Source organism: Brevundimonas bullata, assembly GCF_003350205.1.
Lineage (GTDB): Bacteria > Pseudomonadota > Alphaproteobacteria > Caulobacterales > Caulobacteraceae > Brevundimonas > Brevundimonas bullata.
In genome coordinates, this window is sequence record NZ_QLLC01000006.1 from 96,486 (window position 1) to 119,929 (window position 23,444).

The 23,444-nt window shown below is 68.0% G+C and carries 22 protein-coding genes and 2 tRNA genes; 4 read left to right on the plus strand and 20 right to left on the minus strand.

All coding sequences use genetic code 11. From position 1 onward, the window contains the following. Positions 1 to 134: 134 nt before the first annotated feature. Positions 135 to 764 (minus strand): protein-L-isoaspartate O-methyltransferase family protein, encoded by a 630-nt coding sequence (locus DXK21_RS04435; RefSeq protein ID WP_114816565.1) that lies wholly within the window; start codon positions 762 to 764, stop codon positions 135 to 137. Between the two features lie 134 nt (positions 765 to 898). Between DXK21_RS04435 and DXK21_RS04440 the strand changes: the two genes are divergently transcribed. Then, positions 899 to 972: transfer RNA gene (locus DXK21_RS04440), tRNA-Cys, on the plus strand. Between the two features lie 83 nt (positions 973 to 1,055). On the opposite strand, the gene DXK21_RS04445 is transcribed toward DXK21_RS04440, so the two are convergent. Further along, positions 1,056 to 1,865 (minus strand): TrmH family RNA methyltransferase, encoded by an 810-nt coding sequence (locus DXK21_RS04445; RefSeq protein WP_114816566.1) that lies wholly within the window; start codon positions 1,863 to 1,865, stop codon positions 1,056 to 1,058. A gap of 110 nt (positions 1,866 to 1,975) precedes the next feature. Between DXK21_RS04445 and DXK21_RS04450 the strand changes: the two genes are divergently transcribed. Then, positions 1,976 to 2,050: transfer RNA gene (locus tag DXK21_RS04450), tRNA-Asn, on the plus strand. A gap of 400 nt (positions 2,051 to 2,450) precedes the next feature. Here the strand turns inward: DXK21_RS04450 and DXK21_RS04455 are convergent. The 14 genes from DXK21_RS04455 to DXK21_RS04525 form a co-directional block, all read right to left on the minus strand. Next, a complete protein-coding gene (locus DXK21_RS04455) occupies positions 2,451 to 3,656 on the minus strand; it encodes a winged helix-turn-helix domain-containing protein (protein WP_114816567.1) in 1,206 nt (401 codons plus the stop codon). 269 nt (positions 3,657 to 3,925) lie between these two features. Next, on the minus strand, positions 3,926 to 4,579 hold the full coding sequence (gene trhA / locus DXK21_RS04465) for a PAQR family membrane homeostasis protein TrhA (protein ID WP_114816569.1): 654 nt from the start codon (positions 4,577 to 4,579) through the stop codon (positions 3,926 to 3,928). 143 nt (positions 4,580 to 4,722) lie between these two features. Further along, positions 4,723 to 5,151 carry a helix-turn-helix transcriptional regulator gene (locus DXK21_RS04470; protein ID WP_114816570.1) on the minus strand — a complete coding sequence of 143 codons (429 nt, stop codon included), beginning with the start codon at positions 5,149 to 5,151 and terminating at the stop codon, positions 4,723 to 4,725. Then, complete coding sequence (locus DXK21_RS04475; RefSeq protein ID WP_114816571.1) at positions 5,148 to 5,429, minus strand: hypothetical protein; 282 nt, start codon at positions 5,427 to 5,429, stop codon at positions 5,148 to 5,150. Before DXK21_RS04475 ends, DXK21_RS04470 begins: the two co-directional genes overlap by 4 nt. Further along, on the minus strand, positions 5,426 to 6,025 hold the full coding sequence (locus DXK21_RS04480; RefSeq protein ID WP_114816572.1) for a lytic transglycosylase domain-containing protein: 600 nt from the start codon (positions 6,023 to 6,025) through the stop codon (positions 5,426 to 5,428). Before DXK21_RS04480 ends, DXK21_RS04475 begins: the two co-directional genes overlap by 4 nt. Further along, on the minus strand, positions 6,019 to 6,525 hold the full coding sequence (locus DXK21_RS04485; RefSeq protein WP_114816573.1) for a S26 family signal peptidase: 507 nt from the start codon (positions 6,523 to 6,525) through the stop codon (positions 6,019 to 6,021). The genes DXK21_RS04480 and DXK21_RS04485 overlap by 7 nt, the downstream gene beginning before the upstream one ends. Continuing rightward, positions 6,522 to 7,661 carry a TraB/TrbI/VirB10 family type IV secretion system protein gene (locus tag DXK21_RS04490; RefSeq protein WP_114816574.1) on the minus strand — a complete coding sequence of 380 codons (1,140 nt, stop codon included), beginning with the start codon at positions 7,659 to 7,661 and terminating at the stop codon, positions 6,522 to 6,524. The genes DXK21_RS04485 and DXK21_RS04490 overlap by 4 nt, the downstream gene beginning before the upstream one ends. Then, positions 7,658 to 8,647, minus strand: a complete 990-nt coding sequence (gene trbG, locus DXK21_RS04495; protein WP_114816575.1) for a P-type conjugative transfer protein TrbG — start codon at positions 8,645 to 8,647, stop codon at positions 7,658 to 7,660. The genes DXK21_RS04490 and trbG overlap by 4 nt, the downstream gene beginning before the upstream one ends. Next, positions 8,626 to 9,309, minus strand: coding sequence for a conjugal transfer protein TrbF (gene trbF / locus DXK21_RS04500; RefSeq protein ID WP_114816576.1), 684 nt, complete (start codon positions 9,307 to 9,309; stop codon positions 8,626 to 8,628). Before trbF ends, trbG begins: the two co-directional genes overlap by 22 nt. Before the next feature lie 4 nt (positions 9,310 to 9,313). Continuing rightward, entirely contained in the window at positions 9,314 to 10,786 is a 1,473-nt protein-coding gene (gene trbL / locus DXK21_RS04505; protein ID WP_114816577.1) for a P-type conjugative transfer protein TrbL, read from the minus strand. Between the two features lie 11 nt (positions 10,787 to 10,797). After that, positions 10,798 to 11,535, minus strand: coding sequence for a TrbJ/VirB5 family protein (locus DXK21_RS04510; protein ID WP_114816578.1), 738 nt, complete (start codon positions 11,533 to 11,535; stop codon positions 10,798 to 10,800). Continuing rightward, a complete protein-coding gene (trbE, locus tag DXK21_RS04515) occupies positions 11,486 to 13,909 on the minus strand; it encodes a conjugal transfer protein TrbE (protein ID WP_114816579.1) in 2,424 nt (807 codons plus the stop codon). Before trbE ends, DXK21_RS04510 begins: the two co-directional genes overlap by 50 nt. Before the next feature lie 7 nt (positions 13,910 to 13,916). Then, positions 13,917 to 14,195 carry a VirB3 family type IV secretion system protein gene (locus tag DXK21_RS04520; RefSeq protein ID WP_114816580.1) on the minus strand — a complete coding sequence of 93 codons (279 nt, stop codon included), beginning with the start codon at positions 14,193 to 14,195 and terminating at the stop codon, positions 13,917 to 13,919. Further along, complete coding sequence (locus DXK21_RS04525; protein ID WP_114816607.1) at positions 14,195 to 14,515, minus strand: TrbC/VirB2 family type IV secretion system protein; 321 nt, start codon at positions 14,513 to 14,515, stop codon at positions 14,195 to 14,197. The genes DXK21_RS04520 and DXK21_RS04525 overlap by 1 nt, the downstream gene beginning before the upstream one ends. 382 nt (positions 14,516 to 14,897) lie before the next feature. On the opposite strand from DXK21_RS04525, the gene DXK21_RS04530 reads away from it, so the two are divergent. Both DXK21_RS04530 and DXK21_RS04535 read left to right on the plus strand, forming a co-directional pair. Then, a complete protein-coding gene (locus DXK21_RS04530; protein WP_114816581.1) occupies positions 14,898 to 15,581 on the plus strand; it encodes a pentapeptide repeat-containing protein in 684 nt (227 codons plus the stop codon). Positions 15,582 to 15,658: 77 nt separating this feature from the next. Next, entirely contained in the window at positions 15,659 to 15,880 is a 222-nt protein-coding gene (locus tag DXK21_RS04535) for a hypothetical protein (protein ID WP_114816582.1), read from the plus strand. A gap of 40 nt (positions 15,881 to 15,920) precedes the next feature. On the opposite strand, the gene DXK21_RS04540 is transcribed toward DXK21_RS04535, so the two are convergent. From DXK21_RS04540 to DXK21_RS04555, 4 genes are all read right to left on the minus strand, one after another. Further along, positions 15,921 to 16,889, minus strand: a complete 969-nt coding sequence (locus tag DXK21_RS04540) for a LysR substrate-binding domain-containing protein (protein ID WP_245945098.1) — start codon at positions 16,887 to 16,889, stop codon at positions 15,921 to 15,923. A gap of 3 nt (positions 16,890 to 16,892) precedes the next feature. Then, positions 16,893 to 18,746, minus strand: a complete 1,854-nt coding sequence (locus tag DXK21_RS04545) for a CocE/NonD family hydrolase (protein ID WP_114816584.1) — start codon at positions 18,744 to 18,746, stop codon at positions 16,893 to 16,895. Next, entirely contained in the window at positions 18,743 to 20,287 is a 1,545-nt protein-coding gene (locus tag DXK21_RS04550; RefSeq protein WP_245945099.1) for an AbgT family transporter, read from the minus strand. Before DXK21_RS04550 ends, DXK21_RS04545 begins: the two co-directional genes overlap by 4 nt. Positions 20,288 to 20,389: 102 nt before the next feature. Further along, entirely contained in the window at positions 20,390 to 23,281 is a 2,892-nt protein-coding gene (locus tag DXK21_RS04555; protein WP_114816608.1) for a TonB-dependent receptor, read from the minus strand. Between the last annotated feature and the right edge of the window lie 163 nt (positions 23,282 to 23,444).

The following is a 23,444-nucleotide window of genomic DNA, read 5'->3' on the forward strand; positions in this document are numbered from 1 at the left end:
CTGTTCCTGCCTGACGCCCCGACGGTGCGCCTGTGGTGCCTTCAATGGCGTAGTTGGAGGCAAGCCTCACCTTACGCCAGTTAAGTTTTTTTCACGCTAACGACACTGAAGTCCGTCGCTCGCCCTCAGCGCATTTAGAGAGCGAAAGCAGGCGCGGGAATCAACTCGCTCAACACGGGCGGCGCACAGTCGAACAATTCGCGACGCGAAACCCCTTCGCGGCCCCGGACATAGAGCACAGCCTTGCCGATCGGTCCGCTGCGCTCAACCACGGCCAGCCGACCGCCGGGCCGCAGAGCTGCGATCCACGATTCGGGACGCACCGGCACGGCAGCCTCACTGACGATCAGGTCATAGCCCTCGCCCTGCGGCTGGCTCAGCGGTGCGACCACGGTGGCGACGCCCTCGTCGGCCAGGGCCGCGCCCGTCACCTCGAACACCGCGGCGTCCGAATCCTGCACCGTTACGCTCAGGCCCATGCGCGCCAGAACGGCGGCGGCGTAGGGACCCGCCATGACCAGCGCCTTTTCACCGGCGCGGGCGTCCAGCGCCTGCATCAGCTTGCCCAGATCGCGCGGCAGCATCAGGCGACGCTCGCCCGCCACTTCCGGCTCGATATCGGCATAGGCGGAGAAGGCGCGGTCAGCGGCGCAGAAGCGTTCGCGCTCGACGGCCCCGAAAGCCGCCTGCAGGTCGCGGTCCGTGACGTCGTTCACACGGACTTGCGAGTCCAGCATGACCTTGCGTGCAGCGGCGAAATCCATGGTTCCGAGGTCCTTCAGGTCGGCGTAAGCAAATAAATCTGCGGCGCTTATAGGTCCGTGCGTTGCAGCCGACAATCCGATCTGATAGCTGACGCCCCTCGCGATGGTTCGGGGCTCGGTTTCGAGACTCAAATGGCCTGATGGCGGAGTGGTGACGCAGAGGACTGCAAATCCTTGCACCCGGGTTCGATTCCCGGTCAGGCCTCCATCGCGACAAACAGTCAGCCGCCCTTCGGGGCGGCTTTCTTGTTTCTGGCGTGCCGTTTCCGCTGCGCCGCCTCGATTCCCGACTTAGCGACCGCCCGCCGTCGTCAGATGATGCAAAGCCACCGCGCTGGTCGTTGCGACATTCAGGGAATCAAATCCCCCCGACATACGGATCGCCACCGGCCGACAACGCGCGATGACCTCGGACGACAGGCCAGGCCCTTCCGATCCCAGCAGAATCGCCGTGCGCCGCGCGGGCTTCAGGTCGGACAGAGCGTCGGTCGCCGATGGCGTCAGGGCCAGGACCTCGAACCCGCGCGCCTCCAGAGCCTCGACCATCGCCGCCGCCGTCACGCCCTCGACAAAGGGGGTTCTCAGCGCCGCGCCGACCGAGACCCGGATCGCCTTGCGATAAAAAGGATCGCAGCAGGCCTCATCCAGCAGCAGCCCCGCCGCCCCGAACGCCGCCGCATTGCGGAACAGGCCGCCCATGTTGTCGTGATTGCCGATGCCGCAGGCCCCGACGACCACGGCCCGCTCCGGCAGCCCGTCCAGAAAGGCCCCGAGCGCGAGCGGGTCCGGCTTGCGGCCCAAAGCCAGAATCCCCCGGTGCAGGTGAAAGCCCGCGATCCCGTCCAGCACGTCCTGCGGTGCTGTATGGACCGGCACATGGTGCGGCAAACGCTCCAGCACATCGCGCAGCGCCTCCAGCCGCTTCTCCGCGATCAACACCGCCACCGGGGCGCAGCGCGAAGCCGGCGAAGCCAGCACCCGCAGCACCACCTCCCCTTCCGCCACGAACAGGCCCTGACGCCCCGTCAGGTCGCGTTCCTTCACATCGCGAAAGGCGGAAATACGGGGGTCAGCAGGATCGGAGACAGGGATCAAATTCATGCGGAGCCTTCTAGCGCACCCTGCCAGAAAGATTTCGGCGTTTTCTGCACTTTATCCGTTGCATGAATCAAAAAGGCGTTGCTATACAGCGGCCTCCCCCGAGGGGATGTTCCGCGGTAGCTCAGTGGTAGAGCAGCCGACTGTTAATCGGCTGGTCGTAGGTTCGAATCCTACCCGCGGAGCCACTCGGGGGCATTAAGCCCATGAAATTATTGCGCTTAATATTTGCCCCTGGTGGCTTCCCATCCAGCTTCCCATCCACCGACCACGCGATACGATTTTTCGCGTCTTCGTTCTGCATGGCTTTGCACCCCTTTTCAGCGATAGAGCTCAGCGGGCGACCTAGCGCCTGAACAAGCCCTCCAGCGAGGGCCGTCCATGGTGCCCAGGCAAGGCTCCTGCGGGTGATTCCAGCGGCTCGAACCGGGTGGGTTACCGAAGCAGTCGGCGTCGCCCGACATCGACATTTCAAACACGGAATCGATTAGTCGCAGCTGCGGTCGCGACGCCGATATCCATCCACACCTTTCGATCTCCAGGCGCGTGAACAGAGCAGTTGGCGACGTGCTGACGGCGGCGGTCGGCTCAGCGTTCCGCCACATCCCCTGAGCCCGGATCGGACACGACGCCCTCCTCCAGCCCCAGCCAGTCCGCCATGCGGCCCAGCTCCGCCTCGAGGGCGTCCCGCGTATCGGGAGGCGCGTTCTCCTCCAGATGGACGGACCGGACCATCAAACGCCCGCGCTGGCGGTCTGCCTTAAGGTCCACGCGGGCGACGAGCCCTTCGTCCAGAAGAAAGGGCAGCACGTAATAGCCGTGCAGCCGTTTCTCCGCCGGCACGTAGATTTCGATCCGATACCGGAAACCGAACAGGCGCTCAGCGCGGTCCCGATGCCAGATCAGCGGATCGAAGGGAGCAAGAAGCGCTGAGGCCTCAATCTTGCGCGGCATACGTGCATCGCGATGAACCCAGGCGCGACGGCAACCCGGCGTCGAAACTGGAATCAGAACCCCTTCCTCGGCCAGCTCCATAGTCGCCCGCCGCGCCGCCTCCAGAGGCTGACGGAAATAGTCGCGCAGCTCGGCTTCGGTCGCGACGCCGTGCGCCCGCGCCGCCCGTTCGATCAAGCCGCGATGCGCCTCGGCGTCCGTAGGCGTCGATGCCGCCAGGACCGCCTCCGGCAGGACGCGTTCCACCAGGTCGTAAACGCGCTCGAAACTCCCTCGTCGCTCGGCGGTCGTGATGTGGCCGGCCCAGAACAGCCACTCCAGCGTCCGTTTCGTATCGCTCCATTCCCACCAGCCGGGTCGCCCCTTGTGGGTTTCGAAATCCGAGGCCGCCATGGGGCCGTCGCTCTGGATGCGTTCCAGAAGCGCCATGGCCTCGGGCCGCCGTTCGCCGGCGTAGAGCTTCATCTGCCCCCAGCCGGTCTCGCCGCGGTCGGCCTGGGCCATGCGCCACCGCAGGAGCGGGTGCAGGTCGAACGGGATCAGGGACGCCTCATGCGCGCAGTATTCGAACAGTCGGCGCTGGCCAGGCGGCCCCCACGCAAGCCGGTCCAGGTCGGCGCGCTCATAGCCGCCCAGCCTCGAGAAGGCCGGCAGGTAGTGCGCGCGAGACAGCACGTTGACGCTGTCGATCTGATGCAGGTGCAGATGATCGATTGTGCGCCTGAGATGAAGAGACGATGGAGCCTCGGGCCGGCGGCCGCCGAATCCCTGGGCGGCCAGCGCCATCCGGCGCGCCTGCGGCAAGCTGATCGTCTCCATGCCCGCCTTCACCCAGCACATGTCCCTATCGAATAATGACCCGTGCCGCAAAGCAGGCAATGGCGAACAGCGCCAGAATCACCATGAAGCCGTGCGTCTCCCAGATGGTCCAGGGGAGAAGGTCGGAGAGGACTTCGTCGTCGGCCTCTGGATCACCGCCCACTCCCGCTGAGCCGCCCCTGCGTCTCGTGCCAATAGTCTCGCCCTTCTGGTCGAACTCTGACTTCACGTCACGGCTGATCGACCCGCCCAAGCGCAAGGGCCGACGAACGGCCTGGCCATAGACCCTGTCAGGACGACGCCAGCACCACGCCGACCAGAACCGCCGCCCAATGCACGCTGGCGGCCGCCACCACATGGCCATGCCAGACGGCCCGGAACCACCTGAGCTTCTTGCGGACGTAAAAGACCGCTCCGGACATGTAGAGGGCCCCGCCGACGGCCAGAAGCAGAAGGGCGATCCAGGAGCCGTGAGCGATCATCGGCTTGAAGGCGATCACGACCAACCAACTCAAGGCAATGTACAGGACGATCCAGAACCGGCGGCCGACGCCCGGCAGGAACAGCTTTCCCACGGCCCCGAGGATCGCAAGGCTCCACACCGCAGCCGTCATGCCCCACGCCCAGGCGCCGGTGAGATTGTGGGTGGTGAACGGCGTGTAAGAGCCGGCGATCATCAGGAAGATGCCCGCGTGATCGAGACGACGCAGAAGCGGGCGCCACCGGGGCGCTGCGAAATTATAGGCGGTTGAGAAGCCCAGCATCGCCAGCATGCCGACCGCATAGACGCAGACGGCCAGGACTAGCCCGAGGCTTCCCTTGGCCACAGACAGTCCCAGGAGGACGCCGCCGCCGAACAGGGCGAAGGCCAGACCGACGATATGCACCACCAAGTCCGCGCACCTGGCGCGCGACGTCGGATAGTGCCTCGGCGGAAGAGTCATCTGGGTCACGGCGTTCAGCCTATCATAAAATCCCACACGAGGGCGCTGGCGGCGTCCCGCCTGCCTACACGTCCAGCTCGAGAATCCGGACATGCTGCTGTCCGCAATGCATGTCGCAAAGTACCGGATGGAAGCGCGAGTGGCTAGAAACCGAAATCGATCTGATCGGCCGAAACATGTCGTTTACGGGGCCGGGGCCGACGCTCGCTCATGGCGGCGGACGACGGCGGAACCTCCTGAGATTGTCTCGACACTTCGGATAGGGGCCGATCAATTCCAGGACGGGCGGAGCGGGCGCTCTCGATCAACTTGGGCGCGCGCGGCGCCGTGAGGGACATCGGCCGCCTCGACTTTCGGGATTTGCGCGTCTCCTTCCAGGCCGTCAGTTCGCTCTCCCACCACCCGACCCGGTTCACCGATATCCGCACCGGTTCCGGGAAGTCGCCCAGCCGCTGAAGCCGCCAGGCCGTGGAGCGGCTCAGGCCCGTGACGTCCCGGACCTTGTTCCACGTCAGCAGCCGGTCCTCCGGTCCGCCGCTCTCCACCGGTTCCCGATCCTGCTCCCAAGTCACCGGCGTCGTCCTCTTGCGGCAGACGGCGCGCCTGTCCGGATGTCGGAAATCTGCGACCGGGCCCAGTCGCGCAGCAGGCCCCGCGGATAGTGAGGTTTGGACCGGACATGTCGGCAAGGCGGGCCGTCGTTGCCGGTGGACCACAGCCGCGCCAGGGTCGCCGGCTTCATCCGGATGCCGAAAAGGCCGATGAAGGCTGAAGCCTCCGCTCGCGTCAGCAGGTCCTCGTCCCCATCCGTCGAAGGCGCTTCCCCTTCAATATCGCGATCCGGGATCATCGCCCCGTCTCCCTGGAGGCGCATTGGCGCGAACTGGTCAGTTGCCGCCCCGCGCTGAGAGCGAGGTAGCAGTCCACGACCGTGGCCACATAGGCGCGGGTCTCGGCGATATCGGGCACGCGCCCCAGACGGGCGACACGGCCGGGGCCCGCGTTATAGGCTGCCAGCGCCAGGCGAAGGTCCCCGAACCTGAGGATCTGCCGCGCCAGGTAATTGGCGCCGCCCATAAGGTTTTCAATGGGATCAAAGCGATCCTTGACGCCCAACTCGAGGGCCGTAGCCGGCATGAGCTGGGTCAGACCGCCGGCCCCGGCCGGAGATCGGGCGTCCGGACGATAGGCGCTCTCGGTCAGGACCAGGGCATGCAGCAGCTTAGGGTCCAGGCCATGGCGGGCCGCCGCTGCGGCCACAGCCTCGCCGAACGGCTGGCTCAGCGGCCCCAGGCGCGGTTCATCTCCGCCGTCCGACACGCCCTCCTCTACAGCAGCCGCTCGCCCGAACAGATCGCCTCCGGCGCGCGACCAGTCGACCGTCTGGGCCGAGCTCACGCCCGGCCACGCCGCCAGAAGCGCCGCCGTCAAAAACAGTCTCACCATGTCAGAACCTCCCGATAGACTCCCCTCGCCTCGTCCCTGAGGACAGGGCCGAAATAGCGGCTGTCGAAGCTCCGCGGCGTGTCGCCGAGCAGGAAGAGCTCGTCGTCCGCGAGGAGGCGGCACTGGTTCCAGGTCGGGAGGGCGACCCCCTCGCCGTCCCTTGCGACCCTCAAGACCCGCCGCCCGGGCGTGCGGACGACGCGGCTGTCAGCACAGACCCTGTCGCCGCCGACGGCCGCGACGCGCTTGACCAGAAGGACCTCGGACGGCATGCCCAGTCGCGCGAGATAGCGTCGAACCCGTTCGGGCTGGGCGATCGCCACGATCGACCCGCGTCCGACATCCCCCCTCGAGCGGAGATAGAGGCCGCGCGGAAGGCTTGGGCTCTCATTGACCAGGGCCAGGGTCGGCCTGTCGGCTGCGACCAAGGCCCCCGCAGCCAGACCGATCCCTGCTGCAGTCAGGCTCCAGCGCCGCCAAAGGGTCCGGTGCGGGGTCATGGCTGATAGGGCTCCAGCATCAGGTCGCGCGTGATCATTACCTGCACCGGGGCGCCCGACCGCAGCCGGATCGAGGGGCGCACCTCTAGTTCGCGATCCACCAGACGACCGCCCACCTGAGCGCCCTCTATGGCGGCGGCGTCGCCGGCGTCCCCGCGCCAGCCGCCCGAACCCCGGTCGCCGCCGTCCCGGGCCATCTGCCCGAGCGTCGTGATGGCTCCGGCGAAAAGCGTCCCGACCAGAAGGGGAAACAGCCGGCGATCCACCTGACCGCGCACGCCCACGGCCCCTTGCGCGTCCACGCCGGGCTCTCCGTCCAGCATCAGGCTCTTGCCGTTGGGCAGGATCAACCGATCCCAGACCAGGAAAGCCCGCCGGTCGCCATAGGCGCTCTCCCCCTCATGGCGGCCGATCAGCCGCGTGCCCTGGGGGATGAGGAGGTGCCGTCCGCTCACCGTGTCGAAGACGTTCTGGGTGGTCATGGCCACCACGGGCCCCGCACGCGCAGTGTCCACGCCGGTCAGCAGGGCCGCCGGCACGACTGCGCCCGCCTTGAGTTCGAAGGGCGACAGGGGCGCAACCATGACATTCGGATTGTAGGCCGAACCACGGCTTCCGTTCGTCAGCAGACCCCGGTCCGACGCTGGCCGTTCAGGCGGAACTTCGACCGATGGTCGCCCGCCGACACTCCCTTCAAAGAAGAGGCCAGAGCGCGCCGCTTGCGCCGCACCGTTGTCGGGCGTCCTCGGCGTCGAGACCGGACGATAGGCCGGCTGAGGATATGAAGCGGCAGACGGCGCCGTGCCCTTAACCTCAGCGCCGACCGCCGCAGCGCCGCGCGGCGGCGGCAAGCGATCATAGCTGGCCGGCTGGCGCGTGACGGCCTCGGCTGGCCGCACCACCCCGGCGGCAGCGTCCGGTCGATCCTCCCCGGCGCGTGCCTGGGCGTTGGCCCGCAACTCCGGCTGAACCACGAAGGCCCATGCGAGCGATCCCGCCACCAGGACCCCGCCGCCCAGAACCATGACATGGACGACCGACTTGCGCAGTCGGACGACCGGCGGCCGCAGCGCGCGCAGAGACAGGTGGACCGGTTCCTTGGGAAGCGGCGAACCGGGACCTTGAGGCGCCGTCATAGCCCGGCTCCCAGACGACGGATCCGCACCACCTGCGGACGACGATCCCCCAGGCGCAGTTCGGCCCGATCGAACAGGCGATCGACCACGAAGAGCCCGCCTTGCTGGCGGTAGTTGACCATCTGGGCCTCGCCGTCCGGCGCGACCACGAAGAGGACCGGCGCCTCGTCGACCTGCAGGTCTGTGGAGAAGGCGATGAAGGTGCGCCGGCCATCGTTGAAGACAGAGGTCGGCGTCCAGCGCGCCCGCCGCCCCAAGGGCTCGATGCGGTAGCGTGCGTCGAGCGGCCCCTGAGGCGTCGCGACCGGATCAACCCGGGCCGGCGTCTCAGGCTCCGCCACCTTTCCGGCCTGTCCCGCGTCATCCCAGGCCACGGCGGCGTTGAAGGCGTCAGCCGCCCCGCTCTTGAGGTCCAGCAGATAGACCCGTCGATCCGTGGTCAGGACGAGATTGGTCTCCAGCCCCCGCTCCAGCGGCTTCAGCAGGACATGGGTCCGGCGCGCCGCTCCCGTGCCCGACGCCACCTCGCCGATCTGCCAGCGCACCGTGTCCCCGGCGGCTTTGGAGACGAGGGTCTCGCCCTCCCCCAGCGTCAGGGTGGTGACCCGCAAAGGTGCGGTCCAGATTTCGAACACCCGCCCCGGAGACCAGGCGAAGACCTGGACCCCGCCGACAAAGCCGTCCGCCAGCGACGGCGCCCGCGCCGCCTGGTTGGCCCGGGCGATGGCCGCACGACCCGTCGGTCCGGTCGTCGCCTCGACCTCGACCGTCGGCCTGCCGCTCACGACGGCCAGATACGGAACGGCCGTCTCGCTCTCCGCCGGCAGGGCCAGGACTTCAACGGCAGGGCTGTCCTCCGCCTCCGTCTCAGCCGCAGGCGCGATCGCCAGAACCTCGTCGCTGGCCTGCAGGGCGGCGCAGCCGGACAGGAGCAGGCCCGCCCCGGCCAGGGGCAGCGCCGATCTCAGGAAGCGTCGGGGGTCCATGATACGTCCTCGATCTTCAATCCCAGGGGGTTCTTCATCAGCTCGGCCTCGGTGCGAGGCGGCTGCAGGCCGGTCGTGATCAGGGCCCGCCAGCGTTCGCTCCCGGCCTGCTGGCCGTTGACGTAGCGGGTTTCACGCCATTGCAGGTCGTAGGTTCGCTCGGTGCGGCGCACGACGTTGAGCACCTCGACATTGACCGCCTCGCGCCCGGCGTCGGCGAAGGGGTCGTGGGTCTGGGCCCAAGCGTTGAGGAAGGCGGCGGCGCGCGGCGTCATCAGGTCGTAGGCCCGCAGCCAGTTCTGACGGATGACGATGGGATCGATGCTCTTGGAGCGAACGTCGCGAATCCAGCCGCCCAGCGCATGGCCGACCTGGGCCTCGCTGGGCTCATAACGGCCGCCGATGGCGGTGATCTTTTGGGTCTCGCCCCAGTCCGACACCTCCACCACGAAGGGCATGACCACGGCCCGCTCAGCCTGGGCCCACCAGCCCGCGCCGAGGAATGCGGCCAAGACCAGGTTGGCCAGGGCCATGCGGCGCCAGTTGCGGGCATGGGCCAGGGACAGGCCCATGCGGTCGTCCCAGACCTGGCCGGCCCTCTGATAGGGGGTTGAGTCCGGGGCGGCGCTCAGCGCCCGCCGGGGGCGGAAGAAGGGATGCATGATTTCAGGGCTCCTCGGTCTTGAGGGAGGGCGACAGGACGCCGCTGGTCTCGCCGGACGGCATCAGGCCGCGGCCGGCGTTGGCGACGAAGAAGGCCTGCAGCGCCGCGGATCGGCCCGTAGCCCTGCCCCGCGCCGGGACGTCGCCGCCCGCCGCCGCGCGGTGGAAATCCCTGCGCGCCGCCTCAGCCTCCCGGGCGATGGTTTCGGGCTTGCGGCCAGGGCCTGGCCCGTCCGTAGTGCGTGGAATGCCGCCGGCCATGTCCTTCCCGGACTTAGACCCCGGTCCCGGCTCCGCCGCCGACGAAGGTTCCCCTTGTGGGCCGGCGTCCGGAGACCAGGCCCGCTGGGCCTCGCTAACGCCGGCGCCTCCAGGCGAGGATCTCGGACCCGACGGCGACGGGTTGTCATTTGAGGCGCGCGCTAGCCCCCCGGGCCTGGGCGAGGCCGACAAAGACGGGGGCGGTGAAGGCGACGGCGACGGCGAAGACGGGGACGAAGGCGAGCCCGAACCCGACGGCGGCGTCGACCGCCCGCCCCCCGCGCCTGAGGCCGCTCTCGCCGGCCCAGCCAGGCGCGCGGCGGCGCCGCCTGCCCCGACCAGACCGGCGCCGACCAGGAGCCCTGCGCCGCCGACCGCCAGCCCGCCTGTCACGAGCGCGCCTGCGCCTAGGGCCGGCCCCCCGGTGACCAGGGCCGATGCCAGATTGGGAATGAAGACGGCCAGCATGGCCAGGAGGATGGCGGCGACCAGAATGGTCAGGGCTTCATAGATGTCGGGATTGGCCGAAGGCTGGAGCTGGTCGAAGACGCTCCTCGCCCCCGAGACGACAATGGCCAGGGCCAGGACCTTGAGGCCGGCCGCGACGACATAACCCAGAGGTCGTTCAGCCAGGAAGGCGGACTTGCTCCATATGCCGAAGGGCAGAAGGATGAAGCCGCCCAGCGTCACGATCTTGAACTCGACCAGGGAGACGATGATCTGCAGGGCCAGGACGGCGAAGGCCAGCATGATCCCGATCATGGCTAGGCCGAGGATCAGGGCGTCGGTCAGGTTGCCGGCGATGTCGAGCGGGTTCTCGACCGGGGCCGGGGTGTCCCCCAGAGCCTTCACGATCCGCCAACCTTCGGCGAGGATGGCGCCAGGATTGAGGAAGTCGGCACGGCTGAGACCACCGCCGCCTGCCGTCAGGCCCAACTCCAGAAAGCCGGCGTAGATCGTCTCGGACAGGGCCTGCCAGTCATTGATCAGCCAGGCGAAGGCGCCGATCAGCACGACCTTGCCGAAGCCGGACGCCAGAACCTCGCGGTTGGACGACAGGGCCCACTGGATTCCGGTCAGGGCGACGACCAGGACGATCATCAGCCCGAAGATCCCATTGACCGGTCCCTGCAGGGCGGAAAAGCCCGCCGAGATGGTGTTGGAAAAGACCGCCATCAGCTCGTTGGGAGTCTCCACGCCTACTGCGATCGCCATCGTCCTTCTCCTTAGTTCCGCGCGTTCGACAGCGGGTCGAAGGCGGGCGGGTTGGGGTCCGCGACAGGCCGCGCCCAGGCCCGGCGACGCGCCTCGGCCCCCGCCGTCCGTTCCGCCGCGTCGCGCGCCGCCCCTTCGGACATCAGCCTGGCCTGGGCGAGCATCAGCACCCTCAAGGCGGCCAGGTCCTCGGCCAGGACCGCCAGCATCTGGTTGGAAGACTGGACCGCCGCCGTCTGGCCCGAGGCCGACTGGCTGGCGTTCAGGGCGCCGGCAAGCCTCTGTCCCCGCCCCTGCCCCAGCCGCTCCAGTTCGGCGGCGGTGCGGGCCAGGTCCCCGGCCGTGCGCCGGGCATTGGCGACGCGTCCGCGTCCCTGTTCCAGCATGTCCAGGGCGTCCGCGCCCGACAGGTCGTCGGGATAAAGATCCGCGAACTGTCGCTCCAGCCCGTCGACCGAGGCCGCCAGCCCGCTCGCCGACCGGGCCAGTTCGGCCATGTCCTGCAGGGCCTGGCTGTTCTGGGCCAGATGGCTGTAGGGCGAGGCCGCCAGGCTACGGGCCTCATTGGCCAGGCTTTCGAGCTGACGCGCCGCCTGGAGCGCGTTCTCCATGTGATTGCGCGGGTCGAACACGACCTGTTGGGCCTGTACGCCGTCAGCGGCCATAAGGGCCGTGACGGCGACGATGACCGCAGCCGACCTATTCGGCCGCCAGCGGCGGGGCGAAGGCGTCGAAAACGGAATCCACATCTCGCACTCCCTTGGCTTTGAGGAATTCACGAGCGAAGCCGGCCTCGCCGGATCGCGAAAGCACGGCGTCGATGAGGGCTTGGTCCTCGGGTGATCCTGCCCCGCAAAGGGCCAGGGCCACGCCCGACAGCCGCAGGTCGAACAGCCGTCGTCCCTGGGGCTGACGCCAGTAGTAGGCGCGCTTGGGCGCGGCGAAGGCGATCAGCTCCAACTGCCGCCGGTTCAGGCCGAAGCCGCGGTAGAGCTCCGCCGACGACGGCTCGAGCGCCCGGGGATTGGGCAGGAAGACCTGGGTCGGGCAGGATTCGATCAGGGTGGCCGCAATCGGCGAGGCCGCCACATCGTCCAGACTCTGCGTGGCGAAGACCACGGCGACCCGCTTCTTGCGCAGGGTCTTCAGCCATTCCCGGATCTTGGCCGCGAACGCCGTCTCGCCGAGAAACAACCAGGCCTCGTCCAGCACCAGCAGGGTCGGTCGGCCGTCGAAACTCTGTTCAAGATGATGGAACAGAGCCGAGAGCACAGGCGCGACCGCCGATGGCGTCGCCATCAGGCTCTCGAGCTCGAAGGTGTCGAAACGGCTCGTAGCCACCGCCTCGCCGGCCCCATCCAGCAGCACCCCGTGCGGCCCCTTCAGGGTCAGGGCCTCCAGGCCCGCCGCCACGGCCTTGTCCTGGACCAGGGCGCAGAAGACGGTCAGGGTCCTCTGCTCGACCGGCGCCTCGGCCAGGGCGGCGAGCGCCGACCAGATCTCCTCTCGCACCCGCGGGGTCGGCTCCAGACCGGCCTGACGCACGGTCTCGGCGATCCATTCGGCGGCCCAGGCCCTTTCATCCTCGGCGTCGATCCCGGCCAGGGGCTGGAGCGAGAAGGCCGCGCCCGGCTCCAGCGCCCGCCAGCAGCCGCCGGCCGCAAGCGTCGCGGCCCGCGCCGAACGTCCCTTGTCGAAGAAGACCACCCGCGCCCCTGGATAGCGGAACCACTGCAGGGCCAGGAAGGACAGCAGCGCGCTCTTGCCCGACCCGGTCGGCCCCACGACCATGGCGTGGCCGACGTCGCCGACATGGAGCACCAGACGAAAGGGCGTGGAGCCCGTGGTCCGAGCGACCGCAAGAGGCGGCCCGTCCAGGCAGGCGTCGCCAGACGGTCCGGCCCAGACCGCCGAAACCGGCAGGAGGTCGGCCAGGTTGAGCGTCGAGACCAGAGGCCTGCGCACATCGGCGTAGGGTTCGCCCGGCAGGGAGCCGAGCCAGGCTTCCACGGCGTTCAGGTCCTCGATCCTCGCCGTCAGTCCCTGGGCGTTGAGCGCCGCCTCGACAGCGCGCGCCTTGGCAGAGGCCCCCTCCTCGCTCTCGTCCAGCACTGTGACCGTCAGGGTCAGATAGCCGAAGGCGCAGGCCTCGGCCCCGAGCATCTCCAGAGCTCCGTCGCATTCCTCCGTCTTGGAGGCGGCGTCGGTGTCGATCAGGGGCTGTTCTTCCCTGGTGATCGCCTCCCTCAGGAGCGCGCCCACACCTTTTCGTTTGGAGAACCAGCGCTTGCGCAGCTTGACGATCTCCCGCTCGGCCTCGGCCTTGTCCAGACCGATCCAGCGGGCGGTCCAGCGATAGGCGAAGGGCAGAGCGCCCAGGCCGTCGAGTAGGCCGGGCCGGGTCGCCGAGGGCAGGCCCCGCACCGACACCGTCCTGAGCCATTGGTCGCCGAGCCGGGGCGCGGTTCCGCCCGTCAGGCCGACGTCCGCCAGCCAGACGTCGAGGAAGACAGGCGTCTCCGGCGGCCTCACAACATGTGGGTTGGGCGAGACGCAGGCGTGCAGCCAGGTCAGCAGGGCCGCGTCCTCCAGCGGCGCGATCTCGGGCAGGGCGTCCGCCAGCAGGTCGAAGGTGGCGTCAGCCTCCCGCCGGAAGGTCGCCAGGGTCTGGCGCCAGTCCTGCCCGGCCCGGGCCAGGCCGTCGAACAGCCAGCGCTCCATGCGCCGCGTCTCGTCGGCCGGCGGCAGCCAGGTCAGGGCCAGACGGAAATCCGTCTCGAAGGCCGGTTCGGCGTCCTCGAACCACTCGCGCCGCTCGGCGTCGACCAGCCAGGCCGCCTCCGCCTCGAATTCGCTTTCTGGATAGGCGGTCGCCGGACGCCGACGGGCCTCCACATGCAGGCACCAGCCTGTGCCGAGGCGTTTCAGGGCGTTGTTCAACCGGGCCCTGACCGCCATCAGTTCCTCTTCGGTCGAGGATTCCAGGTCCGGGCCCCGGAAAGAGAAGGCCGTGGTGAAGGAGCCGTCCTTGTTCAGAACCACGCCCGGCGAGACCAGGGCCGCCCAGGGCAGATGATCCGCCAGACTGGCGGGACGACGGCGGTGTTCGTCGAGGAAGCGCATGGGAGCCTCACGCGTCCAGATGGCCAGGCAAGGCCAGATGGCGCCGCAGGACGTCGAAGAAGCGCCGGTCCGCCCGCGCCGCCCACAGGCCCACGGCATGGGCGACGGCCCACCACAGCAGGCCCAGCCACCAGATGCGCAGCGCCAGTCCCAGCACCATGGCGGTCGTCCCCATGAGGATGGCGTAGTCGCGCGGCATGCCGACCATCAGCACCGGTTCGACCAGGGCCTGGGCGACCGGCAGGTCCCAGCCTTCGGGATGGAGGGTGTCGAGGGCGCGGGCCATCAGGCGATCTCCACCCCGCCGGCGAAGCCGAAGAAGTCGAGAAAGAAGGTCGATGCGGCGAAGGCGATGGTCAGGCCGAACAGGATGCCCAAGGCCCTTCTCATGGAGGAACCGCTCTCGCTCATGGCCACCCCGGCCCCGAAAAGGACCACGGCGATCACGGCGGCGGCCTGAACGACCGGCCCCGTGATCGACTGCACCACCTGCTGGATCGGCCCTTCCCAGGGCATGCCCGACCCACCCGCTACGGCCGTACCCGCCGCCAGAAGTCCGCTCGCCAATGCTGCGCCGAACAGGCGCCGTCCCACCTTCCGCTTCATGTCCGCCTCCCTGGTCCAGCGCATTTCAAAGCGCCGCGACTCATTGCAAGCAAAACAATCCACAGCCTGTCAACAAAAAATAACTAGTAATTTCTACGAGTTAAAGAGACTTGCTGAACAAGTCTCTCACGATTTGCAGCCGCGTCGGCGCGCGCCTTCACCGGGCTTTCCCGCGCCGGATCGTCTTCCGAGCAGAAACCTCCGCCTGAAAGCCGCCCGCTGTCAGGCCTCCGGCTGAAAGCCCTCCCGACCGACGTGCCTGTCTCACCCCTGCCGCCGACCTCCCGGCCAGGCCTGCTTGCAGACGGCTTCTCATCTCGCCAGAATTTCGCCGCAATCTATGTGGTAGCCGCGAGGCTCCACAGACTCCTTCAGGCGCCCCATGGACCACAAAATTGACGGCCGGACGCTTTCGCGATCCGACCTCGTCGCCCTGCTCAAGTCGGCCTCCGGCGCCGATCTCGTGCTGGCGACCTGCGTCCTCGACGAGGTCGACCTCTCCAATCTCGTCCTGAACGGCCTGAAGTTCGAGCGCTGCAGCTTCAAGGGAACCGACTTCACCGGGGCCCAGTTGGAGCAAGCCTGCTTCTCCGGGTGTCGCGGCGCCCTGGCCAACTTCACCGCAACCCGGCTGGACGCCTCGACCTGGCGATCCAGCGATCTCAACAACGCCCGCTACACCGGCGCGAGCCTCTCGGAGGCGGTCTTCACAGGCTGCAAGCTGACCGGCGCCGACTTCTCCCGGTCGCGACACGTCGGCGCCCGCTTCGTCGAAACCACTCTGGCCTCCGCCCGCCTGCCCGGCTTCTCCTTCAGGAAACAGACCCTGGAGACGCTGGACTTCAGCCATGCCGACCTGGCCGGAAGCGATTTCCGCGACGCCGTCCTGGACAACTGCAGTCTGCGCGAGAGCCACCTGGTCGATGCCCGGTTCGACAACGCCGACCTAAGGGGCGCGGACCTCGGCGGCCTGCGCCTGAACGACGCCCGGCGCTTCAAGGGCGCGACCATCTCTCGCGCCCAGGCCGGCGCCCTGCTGGCCGAACTGGGCCTCAAGGTCATCTAGTCCCCAGGCCGGACGCAGCTGTTGAGAACCGGACGCCACACATCGACACAGCCAGCGAACCGCCTTCTACCCGCCCCATGAAACGACTGACGCCGATCGAACACGCCAGGGCCAAGGGCAAGACCGTCACCATGAGCGTGCCGGATCGCGGGCCGGAGGTACGCGCCCGGATCATCGCTTGGCTGGAGAAGCGCCCCGGCGATAGATGGTTCTATGTCCAGGGTGACAACTACGCTTTCGAGACCGCCGCTGACGCCGCAGCGTTCAAGCAGTGGCTGATGGACGCCCTAGCGGCCTGAAAAGACCCGCCCGCCCTCGCAAGCGCCGGTGGCGGCGTCCTCAGGTTGCGGGATTAAAGCCGCCCGTCGATTTCGTCTCGATAACGCTAGTCGACAGCCCGTTCTGAGCGGCTGCCAGCAAGCCGAGAAACGCCTCTGCCAGACGTGAGGGTTTGACGCTGTTGGAAACCACGAAGGCGTATTCGTGAAGGATGGGCGGGCTGAAGCGCCGCAGCACCGTCTGGCCGCGCACATAGGCCTGGGCCAGACGTTCGTTGACGATGGCCACCCCGACGCCGCGAGCGGCCAAGGCGCAGGACGAGGCCACGGTATGGGTTTCAACCCGGACGCGGGGGACGACCCCCGCCTCAGCAAAGGCGGCCTCGACCTGGGAGCGGAAGCGCCGCCCCTGCCCCAGCAGGACCAGAGGCGTGTTCTTCAGATCCAGCGCCGAGATTTCCGGCAGAGCCGCCAGCGGATGATCGCAAGGCAAGACGCAAGCCGTTTCGCTGACCAAAACCGTGCGAGCATCGAGATCGTCGCGATTCAACGGTAGCTTGACGAACCCGGCATCGACGGCGCGCGAAGCGATCATGTTCTTTGCGGCCTCGATGCCGTGAGAATCGATCGACAGGTGAACGCGCGGGTACTCATCCAGGAAGGCCGTAATGACGTCGGGCAGGACCGCCTCGAGGAAGCTGGGCGGCGCCACCAGACGCAGATGGCCGACACGAAAGTCGGAAATGTCGCGGGCCATGTCCTGAACCCGGTCGACATTGTCCAGCGCCCGTTCAACCTCTTCGTAGAGCATCAACCCATCGGCGGTGGGCACCAGGCGGCCGCGGTCGCGATGAAACAGCTCGAACCCCAGGTCCTGCTCCAGTTGAGCCAGCAGGCGGCTGGCGGCGGGCTGGGTCAGGCCCAGGGTCCGGGCGGCCGCCGTGACCGATCCCTGTTGCAAGATGGCCCGGAAGGCCCGCATGGCGCGCAGCCGGATAGGACGCCGGGCGCCGGCCGAGACCAGCGCCATCAGTTACGTCCTCCGCGCCGGAACGATAGGCAGGACCAGGCGCGACCGATCGGGCCCCGTGTGGATGCGGTTGATCGCGACCACAGCCCCCGTGACCTCGCCCGCTGGGGCGCCCGTGCCGGGATTGACGTCGAAATGCGGGAAGTTGCTGCTCGCCACGTCCAGGCGGATGCGATGCCCGGCCGCAAACAGGTTGCTGGTGGGGAAGGCCTGGATCTCGACGTCATACACTTCACCCGGAGCCAACGGGCGCGGCGCCGCGAAGGAGTCACGGAACCGTAGGCGCAGCACGCCGTGGGTCAAGTTCAAGGCGTAGCCCTCGGGATAGTCATCGCCAGGCGGATAGACATCGATCAGCTTGATCATCAGGTCCGTGTCCAGAGCCGAAGACGACACCGCCAATCGCGCCGTGATCGGCCCCGTCACCTCGACCGCCTGTTCCAGCGGCTCGGTCTGGAACACCAGAACGTCGTCGCGGTCAGCGAAGGCGCGGCCGATGACCGTCGCGCCGAACAGGCCCGGCGCCTCGCGCTGGTCAAAGCCTCCGGCCTCCATGACCGGCGCGCCCGAGGCGATGGCCCCGCCCGCAGTCGGCACGGGACAGACGGGATCGTGACGCCAGACGCGCGCGCCCGGTTTGGCCGGGTTGGGCGAAAGACCGCCGTCGGCGTGCAGGTGGAAGTCGGTGAAGACCGTGCCCGGCAGGGGCCAGTCGGCCTCGGCCCGCCAGCAGCCGCCGTGATCCAGCCGCCCCTCGGCCGTGCGTCGTCCGCTGCCGCCGCCCATGACGAACAGACTGACTGGCGACGCCAGATAGTCGGGCGCTTCCTGCCCCCTGAGACAGCGGTCGAACCAGGCGCGGCGCAGGGCCAGATAGTCGGGCGCCAGAAAGCCGTCCAGGGTCGCGGAGGCGCCGAAGTCCACGTCTCCGGCATAGGCGACCGAGCGCTGACCATGCGTCCACGGCCCCATGACCAGCTTGACCGGCCCGGCCTTGCCGCGACTGAAGCGGGCGTAGTTGTCCGTCGCCGACAGGGCGTAGGGATCATACCAGCTGCTCATGAAGACCATGGGCGCGTCAGTGAACGCATCCTCATGACAGGCGGCGCAAAAGTCGGGCGCGCGCCAGAAGTCGTCGAAGGTCTCGCGCCGCCACATGTCCTGGATGAAGGCGTCGTATTCGGGCGCGGCGGCCAGCGGCGTCTGGCCCGGACGCCAGGGATTGACCGCCATCCATTCGCGCACGTCCTCAGCGTCGAGGGCGGCCAGACGCGCCGGGTCCTCCTGGCTGAGCGGCGACAGGCGGGCGTGCTTCATCGCCCAGGTCAGCTGCTTCAGCTCGAAGGCCCCGCCCTGCCGCACCCCGCTGTGGAAGGCGCTTGAGAAACCGCCAGAGTCCATGAACATGGCCTTCAGACCCGGCGGGTTCAGACAGGCGGCGGCGGCCTGAACGTGGGCGCCGTAGGACAGGCCGAGCGTCCCGACCCGGCCGTCGCACCAGTCCTGCTGCACCAGCCAGGCCATGGCGTCGAAGCCGTCCTCGGCCTCGTTGGCGTATTTGGTGAAGACGCCCTCGGAGCCGTAGCGCCCCCGGCAATCGACCAGGACATAGGCGTAGCCGCCCCGCGCGAACTCGGCGGCGATCTCCGGCTTGGAGCGCGGCGTCGGATCGGCGGCGGAGCGGTCGGCGTGATTCGTCCCTCGCCGGTCATAGGGGGTGCGTTCCAACAGGGCCGGCAGACGCCCCTCCCCGCCCTCCGGCAGATAGACATCGGCGGCCAGACAGACGCCGTCACGCATCGGGATCATGACGTCGCGCATGACGCGGACGCCGGACAGAGGCGGCAGATCGGTCATCGGACGGCAGGCTCGGTTAGAAAGGGCGCGCTGGCGGCCGCAGGCGGCGACGGCAGGTGATAGGCGGCGGGCGCGCCCGGTCCGACCGGCAGTTGGAACCCGACCCAGGCCAGGATCAGCAGCATCCCGGCCGCGCCGAAGGCGGCGCTGTAGGGCAGCATCAGGGCGATCATCGACCCGACCCCGAACCGGGGCTTCCACTGCTGGCACATGATCAGCACCAAGGGGAAGTTGCTGGCCAGCGGCGTGACGATATTGAAAATGGAATCACCCATCCGGTACGAGGCCGTGGTCATCTCGGGCGAAACGCCCAGCAGCATCAGCATGGGCACCACGACCGGCGCCATGGCGCTCCATTTGGCCGAGGCCGAGCCGATGACTAAGTCCAGCACCGACGACATCATCAACAGGCCGACCAGCAGCAGCGGCAGCGGCAGGGCCAGATCCTCCAGACCCTCGGCGCCCTTGACCGCCAGCACGGGGCCGAGACTGGACCAGCTGAACATGGCGACGAAGTGGGCGGCGAAGAAGGCCAGGACGATATAGGGGGCCATGCCCTTCAGCCCTTCGGCCATCATCTTCACCAGTTCGCGGTGCGAGCGGATGGTCCCGGCCGCCGCCCCATAGGCCCAGCCCGTCGAGACGAACAGCAGCATGAAGGCGGCGATCAGGGCGCCGTAGAAGGGCGCCAGCCGACGCGGCCCCACGGCCTCATGATCGACCAGGGGGCTGAACCCTGGCCACAGGGTCAGGGCGGCGAACAGACCGACGACCAGCAAGGCGGCGACGCCGGCGCGACGCAGTCCCCGCTTCTGATCCGGACCCAGCACGCCGAGCCCTGCGGCCTCGGCTTCGCCCGCCGTATTGTCGCCGGTCCACGGCCCCAGGCGCGGCTCGACCACGCGGTCGGTCAGGAACCAGGCGATGGGGGTGAAGACCACGCCGATGGCGAGGGTGAACCACCAGTTGCCCAGCGGATTGACGGTGAAACTCGGGTCCAGAAGCTGCGCTGCCGGGGCGGTGATGCCCAGCATCAGAAGGTCGAACTGGCCCGGGATGACATTGCCCGCGAAGGCACCGGATATCCCGGCATAGGCGATGGCGATCCCCGCCAGCGGATGCCGCCCGGCCTTGGCGTAGACCAGGGCCGCCAGCGGGATCAGCACCACATAGGCCGCATCCGAGGCATGGTGCGAGAACAGGCCGATGACGAAGATGGCGGGCGAGAGGAAGCGGGTGTGAAGCCGCCTCACCCCGCCGCCCAGCAGGGCCGCGAACAGGCCCGACCGTTCCGCCACCGCCGCGCCCAACATGACCACCAGCACCAACCCAAGCGGCGGGAAACTGGTTAGAGTCTTGGGCATATCCACCAGAAGCCGGGCGACATTGGCCTTGGACAACAGGCTCTGGGCCTGAAGCCGTTCGCCCGTCACTGGATTGATGGCGCTCCACTGGGTCCAGTCGGCGACCACCGAGGCAGCGACCAGCACGCCGATGCAGAACAGCAGGATGAAGACCGGATCCGGCAGGGCGTTGCCCATCGCCTCGATCCGGTCGAGCCAGCCCCGTTTCCGCCGGCCCCCTTTCCGCCGGCCTGGGTCAGCCGGCGGAGCCTCGGTGTCCGTCATGAGAAACGCCTGATCCTAGAACTGGAAGCCGAGGCGAACGTAGGCGCTGCGGCCCCGCACGTCATAGGTGTACATGTCGAAGTTGATCGGGGCGTTGGCGTAGGAGGCCGGCGGCATCACGTCGAAGAGGTTGTTGATCCCGACCGTCAGGGTCGTGTCGTAGCGGTCGAAGCGATAGCCCGCCTCGAGGTCCTGATAGAAGACCGCGTCGGTCTTGGCGTCCTTGACCGTGTTCACGACGTCGGTGCTATCGCCGATATAGCGCCCACGCCACATGAGGTTCGCCGGGCCGTCGCTCCAGCGCAGCGAGGTCTGTCCCTTCCAGTGGGGATAGGTCGAGCGCGAACGGTCGCCCTTGCCCGCGCGATCGTCGACGATGGCCGGGCCGCCCGCCGGATCCGGGCTGACCGTCGAGAACTCGCTCAGGTAGGAGGCGTCGATCACGGCGGCGAAACGGCCGATCGAGGTGTTGAACTCATAGCGCGCCGTGGCGTCGACGCCCGAGGTGCGGATCTCGTTCAGGTTCTGCGAACCCTGCACCAGGTTCAGCACCGCGCCGGTCGAAGCGTCCCGCGTGATCAGGTCGCAATAGACCCCGCCGCGCACGGCGCAAAGGCTCATGATCTGGGCCGGAGACTGGGAGGCGATCGCGTCCGTGATCTTGATGTCGTACCAGTCGACCGTCAGGCTCAGACCCGGAACCCAGTGCGGCTTGACCGCGACGCCGAAGCTCAAGGTATCGGCCGTCTCGGGCTTCAGATCGACATTGCCCGAGGTCGTGCCGGGGATCAGACCGTTCAGGTTGTAGTTGGCCTGATTGTAGCCCGTCGGCACGCCGACGCAGCCCAGCAGGCTGGGGTTGGCCGAAGCGCCGCCGTTGCAGGGATCGATGACCTGAAGAGAGACCTCGCGACCGCCCTGGAACAGTTCCAGGATAGACGGGGCGCGGAAACCTTGTGACCAGGTGCCCCTCACCAGCACGTCCTGAATCGGACGCCAGCCCATGCCGACCTTCATCGTCGTGGCGTCGCCGACGGTGTCATAGTTCGAGTAGCGGGCGGCCAGGCTCAGATCCAGGCTCTGGGCCATTGGCAGATCGCGCAGCAGGGGCGCCGCCACCTCCAGATAGGCTTCGTGCAGGCTGTACTGGCCGGTGGTCGGCACGCGCGTCTGCGAGGTGGTGGTGGTGTAGGCGCTCGACAGATATTTGGGCGTCGCGTTGACATAGGGGTCCGGCGCGTCGGTCGCCTTGTTCTGGCGATACTCATAGCCCGCCGCCACGGCCAGAGGACCGGCCGGCAGCTCATAGACGTCGCCGGTGATGTTGAACGCCAGATCATAGATCTCGGTGCTGTTCGTCTCGCGCGTGGTGTAGCGGATGAAGTCCGCCGCCTCGGCCGTCATCGGCGCGAACAGGTTGACCGGGACGCAGCCCGCGGTCGCGGCGCAGGTCGCCGGATTGCCCAGCCCCAGGAACAGGTTCTCGTAGTTGATGCCGTTCAGCGCCGAGGACTTCATCTCGTTACGGGCGTAGCTGCCGTAGGCGTCCCAGCTGAAGTCGCGTCCGAACAGGTTCAGTTCGCCGTCGAAGCCCGCGCCGAAGCGATAGGTCTTCACGTCCTGGACGTTGTCGCGGTTGCCCACGTCCGTCATCACCTTGCGCACGCGCCAGGCCTGGTTGGCGCCGAAGGCCAGGGCGTTGGCGGTCGGCACGCCGTTGGCGGTCCCGAACGGGTTGAAGGCGTGGTTCGACGGCAAGCTGAAGCCGCGGATGGTCCCGGACGTACCGCCAATGTCCAGCAGGACCGGCGAGAACATCTGGTCCGAGACGCGGCGGTTGAACAGGGCTTCGGCGTGGAAGGACAGCTTGTCCGACAGGTCGCCGCGATAGCGACCATAGAAGCCGTAGCGCTCGCTGGGGCCGGTCGTATAGATGCCCTGAGCCTGGGTGTTGTAGTAGTCGCCCGGCAGGCTGGCGACGTGGAAGCTGTTGTCCGCCGCGGCGCCCGCGCCATAGTTCCCCAGGCCGTTGGCGACGATGGGCGCAGCCGAGGAGCCAAAGCCCGCACCCGTGCCGAAGAAGGCGTTGTTGGACAGGCCCGGCAAAATGAACAGGCCATAGGGGCTGGTGCCCGGCGTCGTCACCGGCACCAGGCTGGTGCGGGTCAGGTCGCGATCCTCGGTCAGGATCGGGCTGTCCTTCACATAGCTGGCCGAGAAGACCAGAGCGCCGTTATCGAAGCGCTTGCCGAAGTTGGCGATGGTCTGGAACTGCTCGCCGTCGCCGCGATCGGTTGAGCCGTAACGCGTGCTCAGGCGCACGCCGTCGAAATCGCGGATCGTCTGGATGTTGACCACCCCGGCGATGGCGTCTGCGCCATAGATGGCCGATGCGCCGTCTTTCAGCACCTCAATGCCTTCGATCATGCCCAGCGGCATGGTGTTCAGATCGACGAAGTCGCGGAAGCCGCGCTGGCCTACCCCGTCCACCCAGCGGTGGCCGTCGACCAGCACCAGGACGCGGTTGCCGCTGCCCTCGGCCCCGCCGAGGTAGCGCAGGTTGATCGAGGAGGCGCCGTAAGACGTCCCCTGGGTGCCGTTGCTGTTCAGGCTGACGCCCGCCGACGGCAGCTTCTGCAACAGGTCGCCGATCGACGTGGCGCCCGAATTCTTGATGTCCTCGGCGGTCAAGGTCAGGACGGGGCCGACCGAGTCGGCGTCCTTGCGCTGAATCCGTGAGCCGGTGACGACGATCTCATCGACCGAGGTCGCGGCCTCAGGCTGCGAACCCGGTGCGGGCGTCGCCTGCTCCTGCGCCCAGGCCGCGCCTGCCCCGACCCATGCCAGCACCGCCAGCGCCGCGCCATTCCTCAGGCGTCGCGCCTGTCCGTTAACCGATCCCGTCATGGTCACTCCCCGAATCTTCCAATGCCCTGAGCCGTCCCTGTTTTTGGTCGAGACGTGCGATTGAGCCGGAAGGAGCCGGGTCGCGAGACCGAATGCAACATTATTGCAGTTTCGTATCCGTCCATGCGTTCACGGCATGATCTACCGGAAATCCGAACCGCGA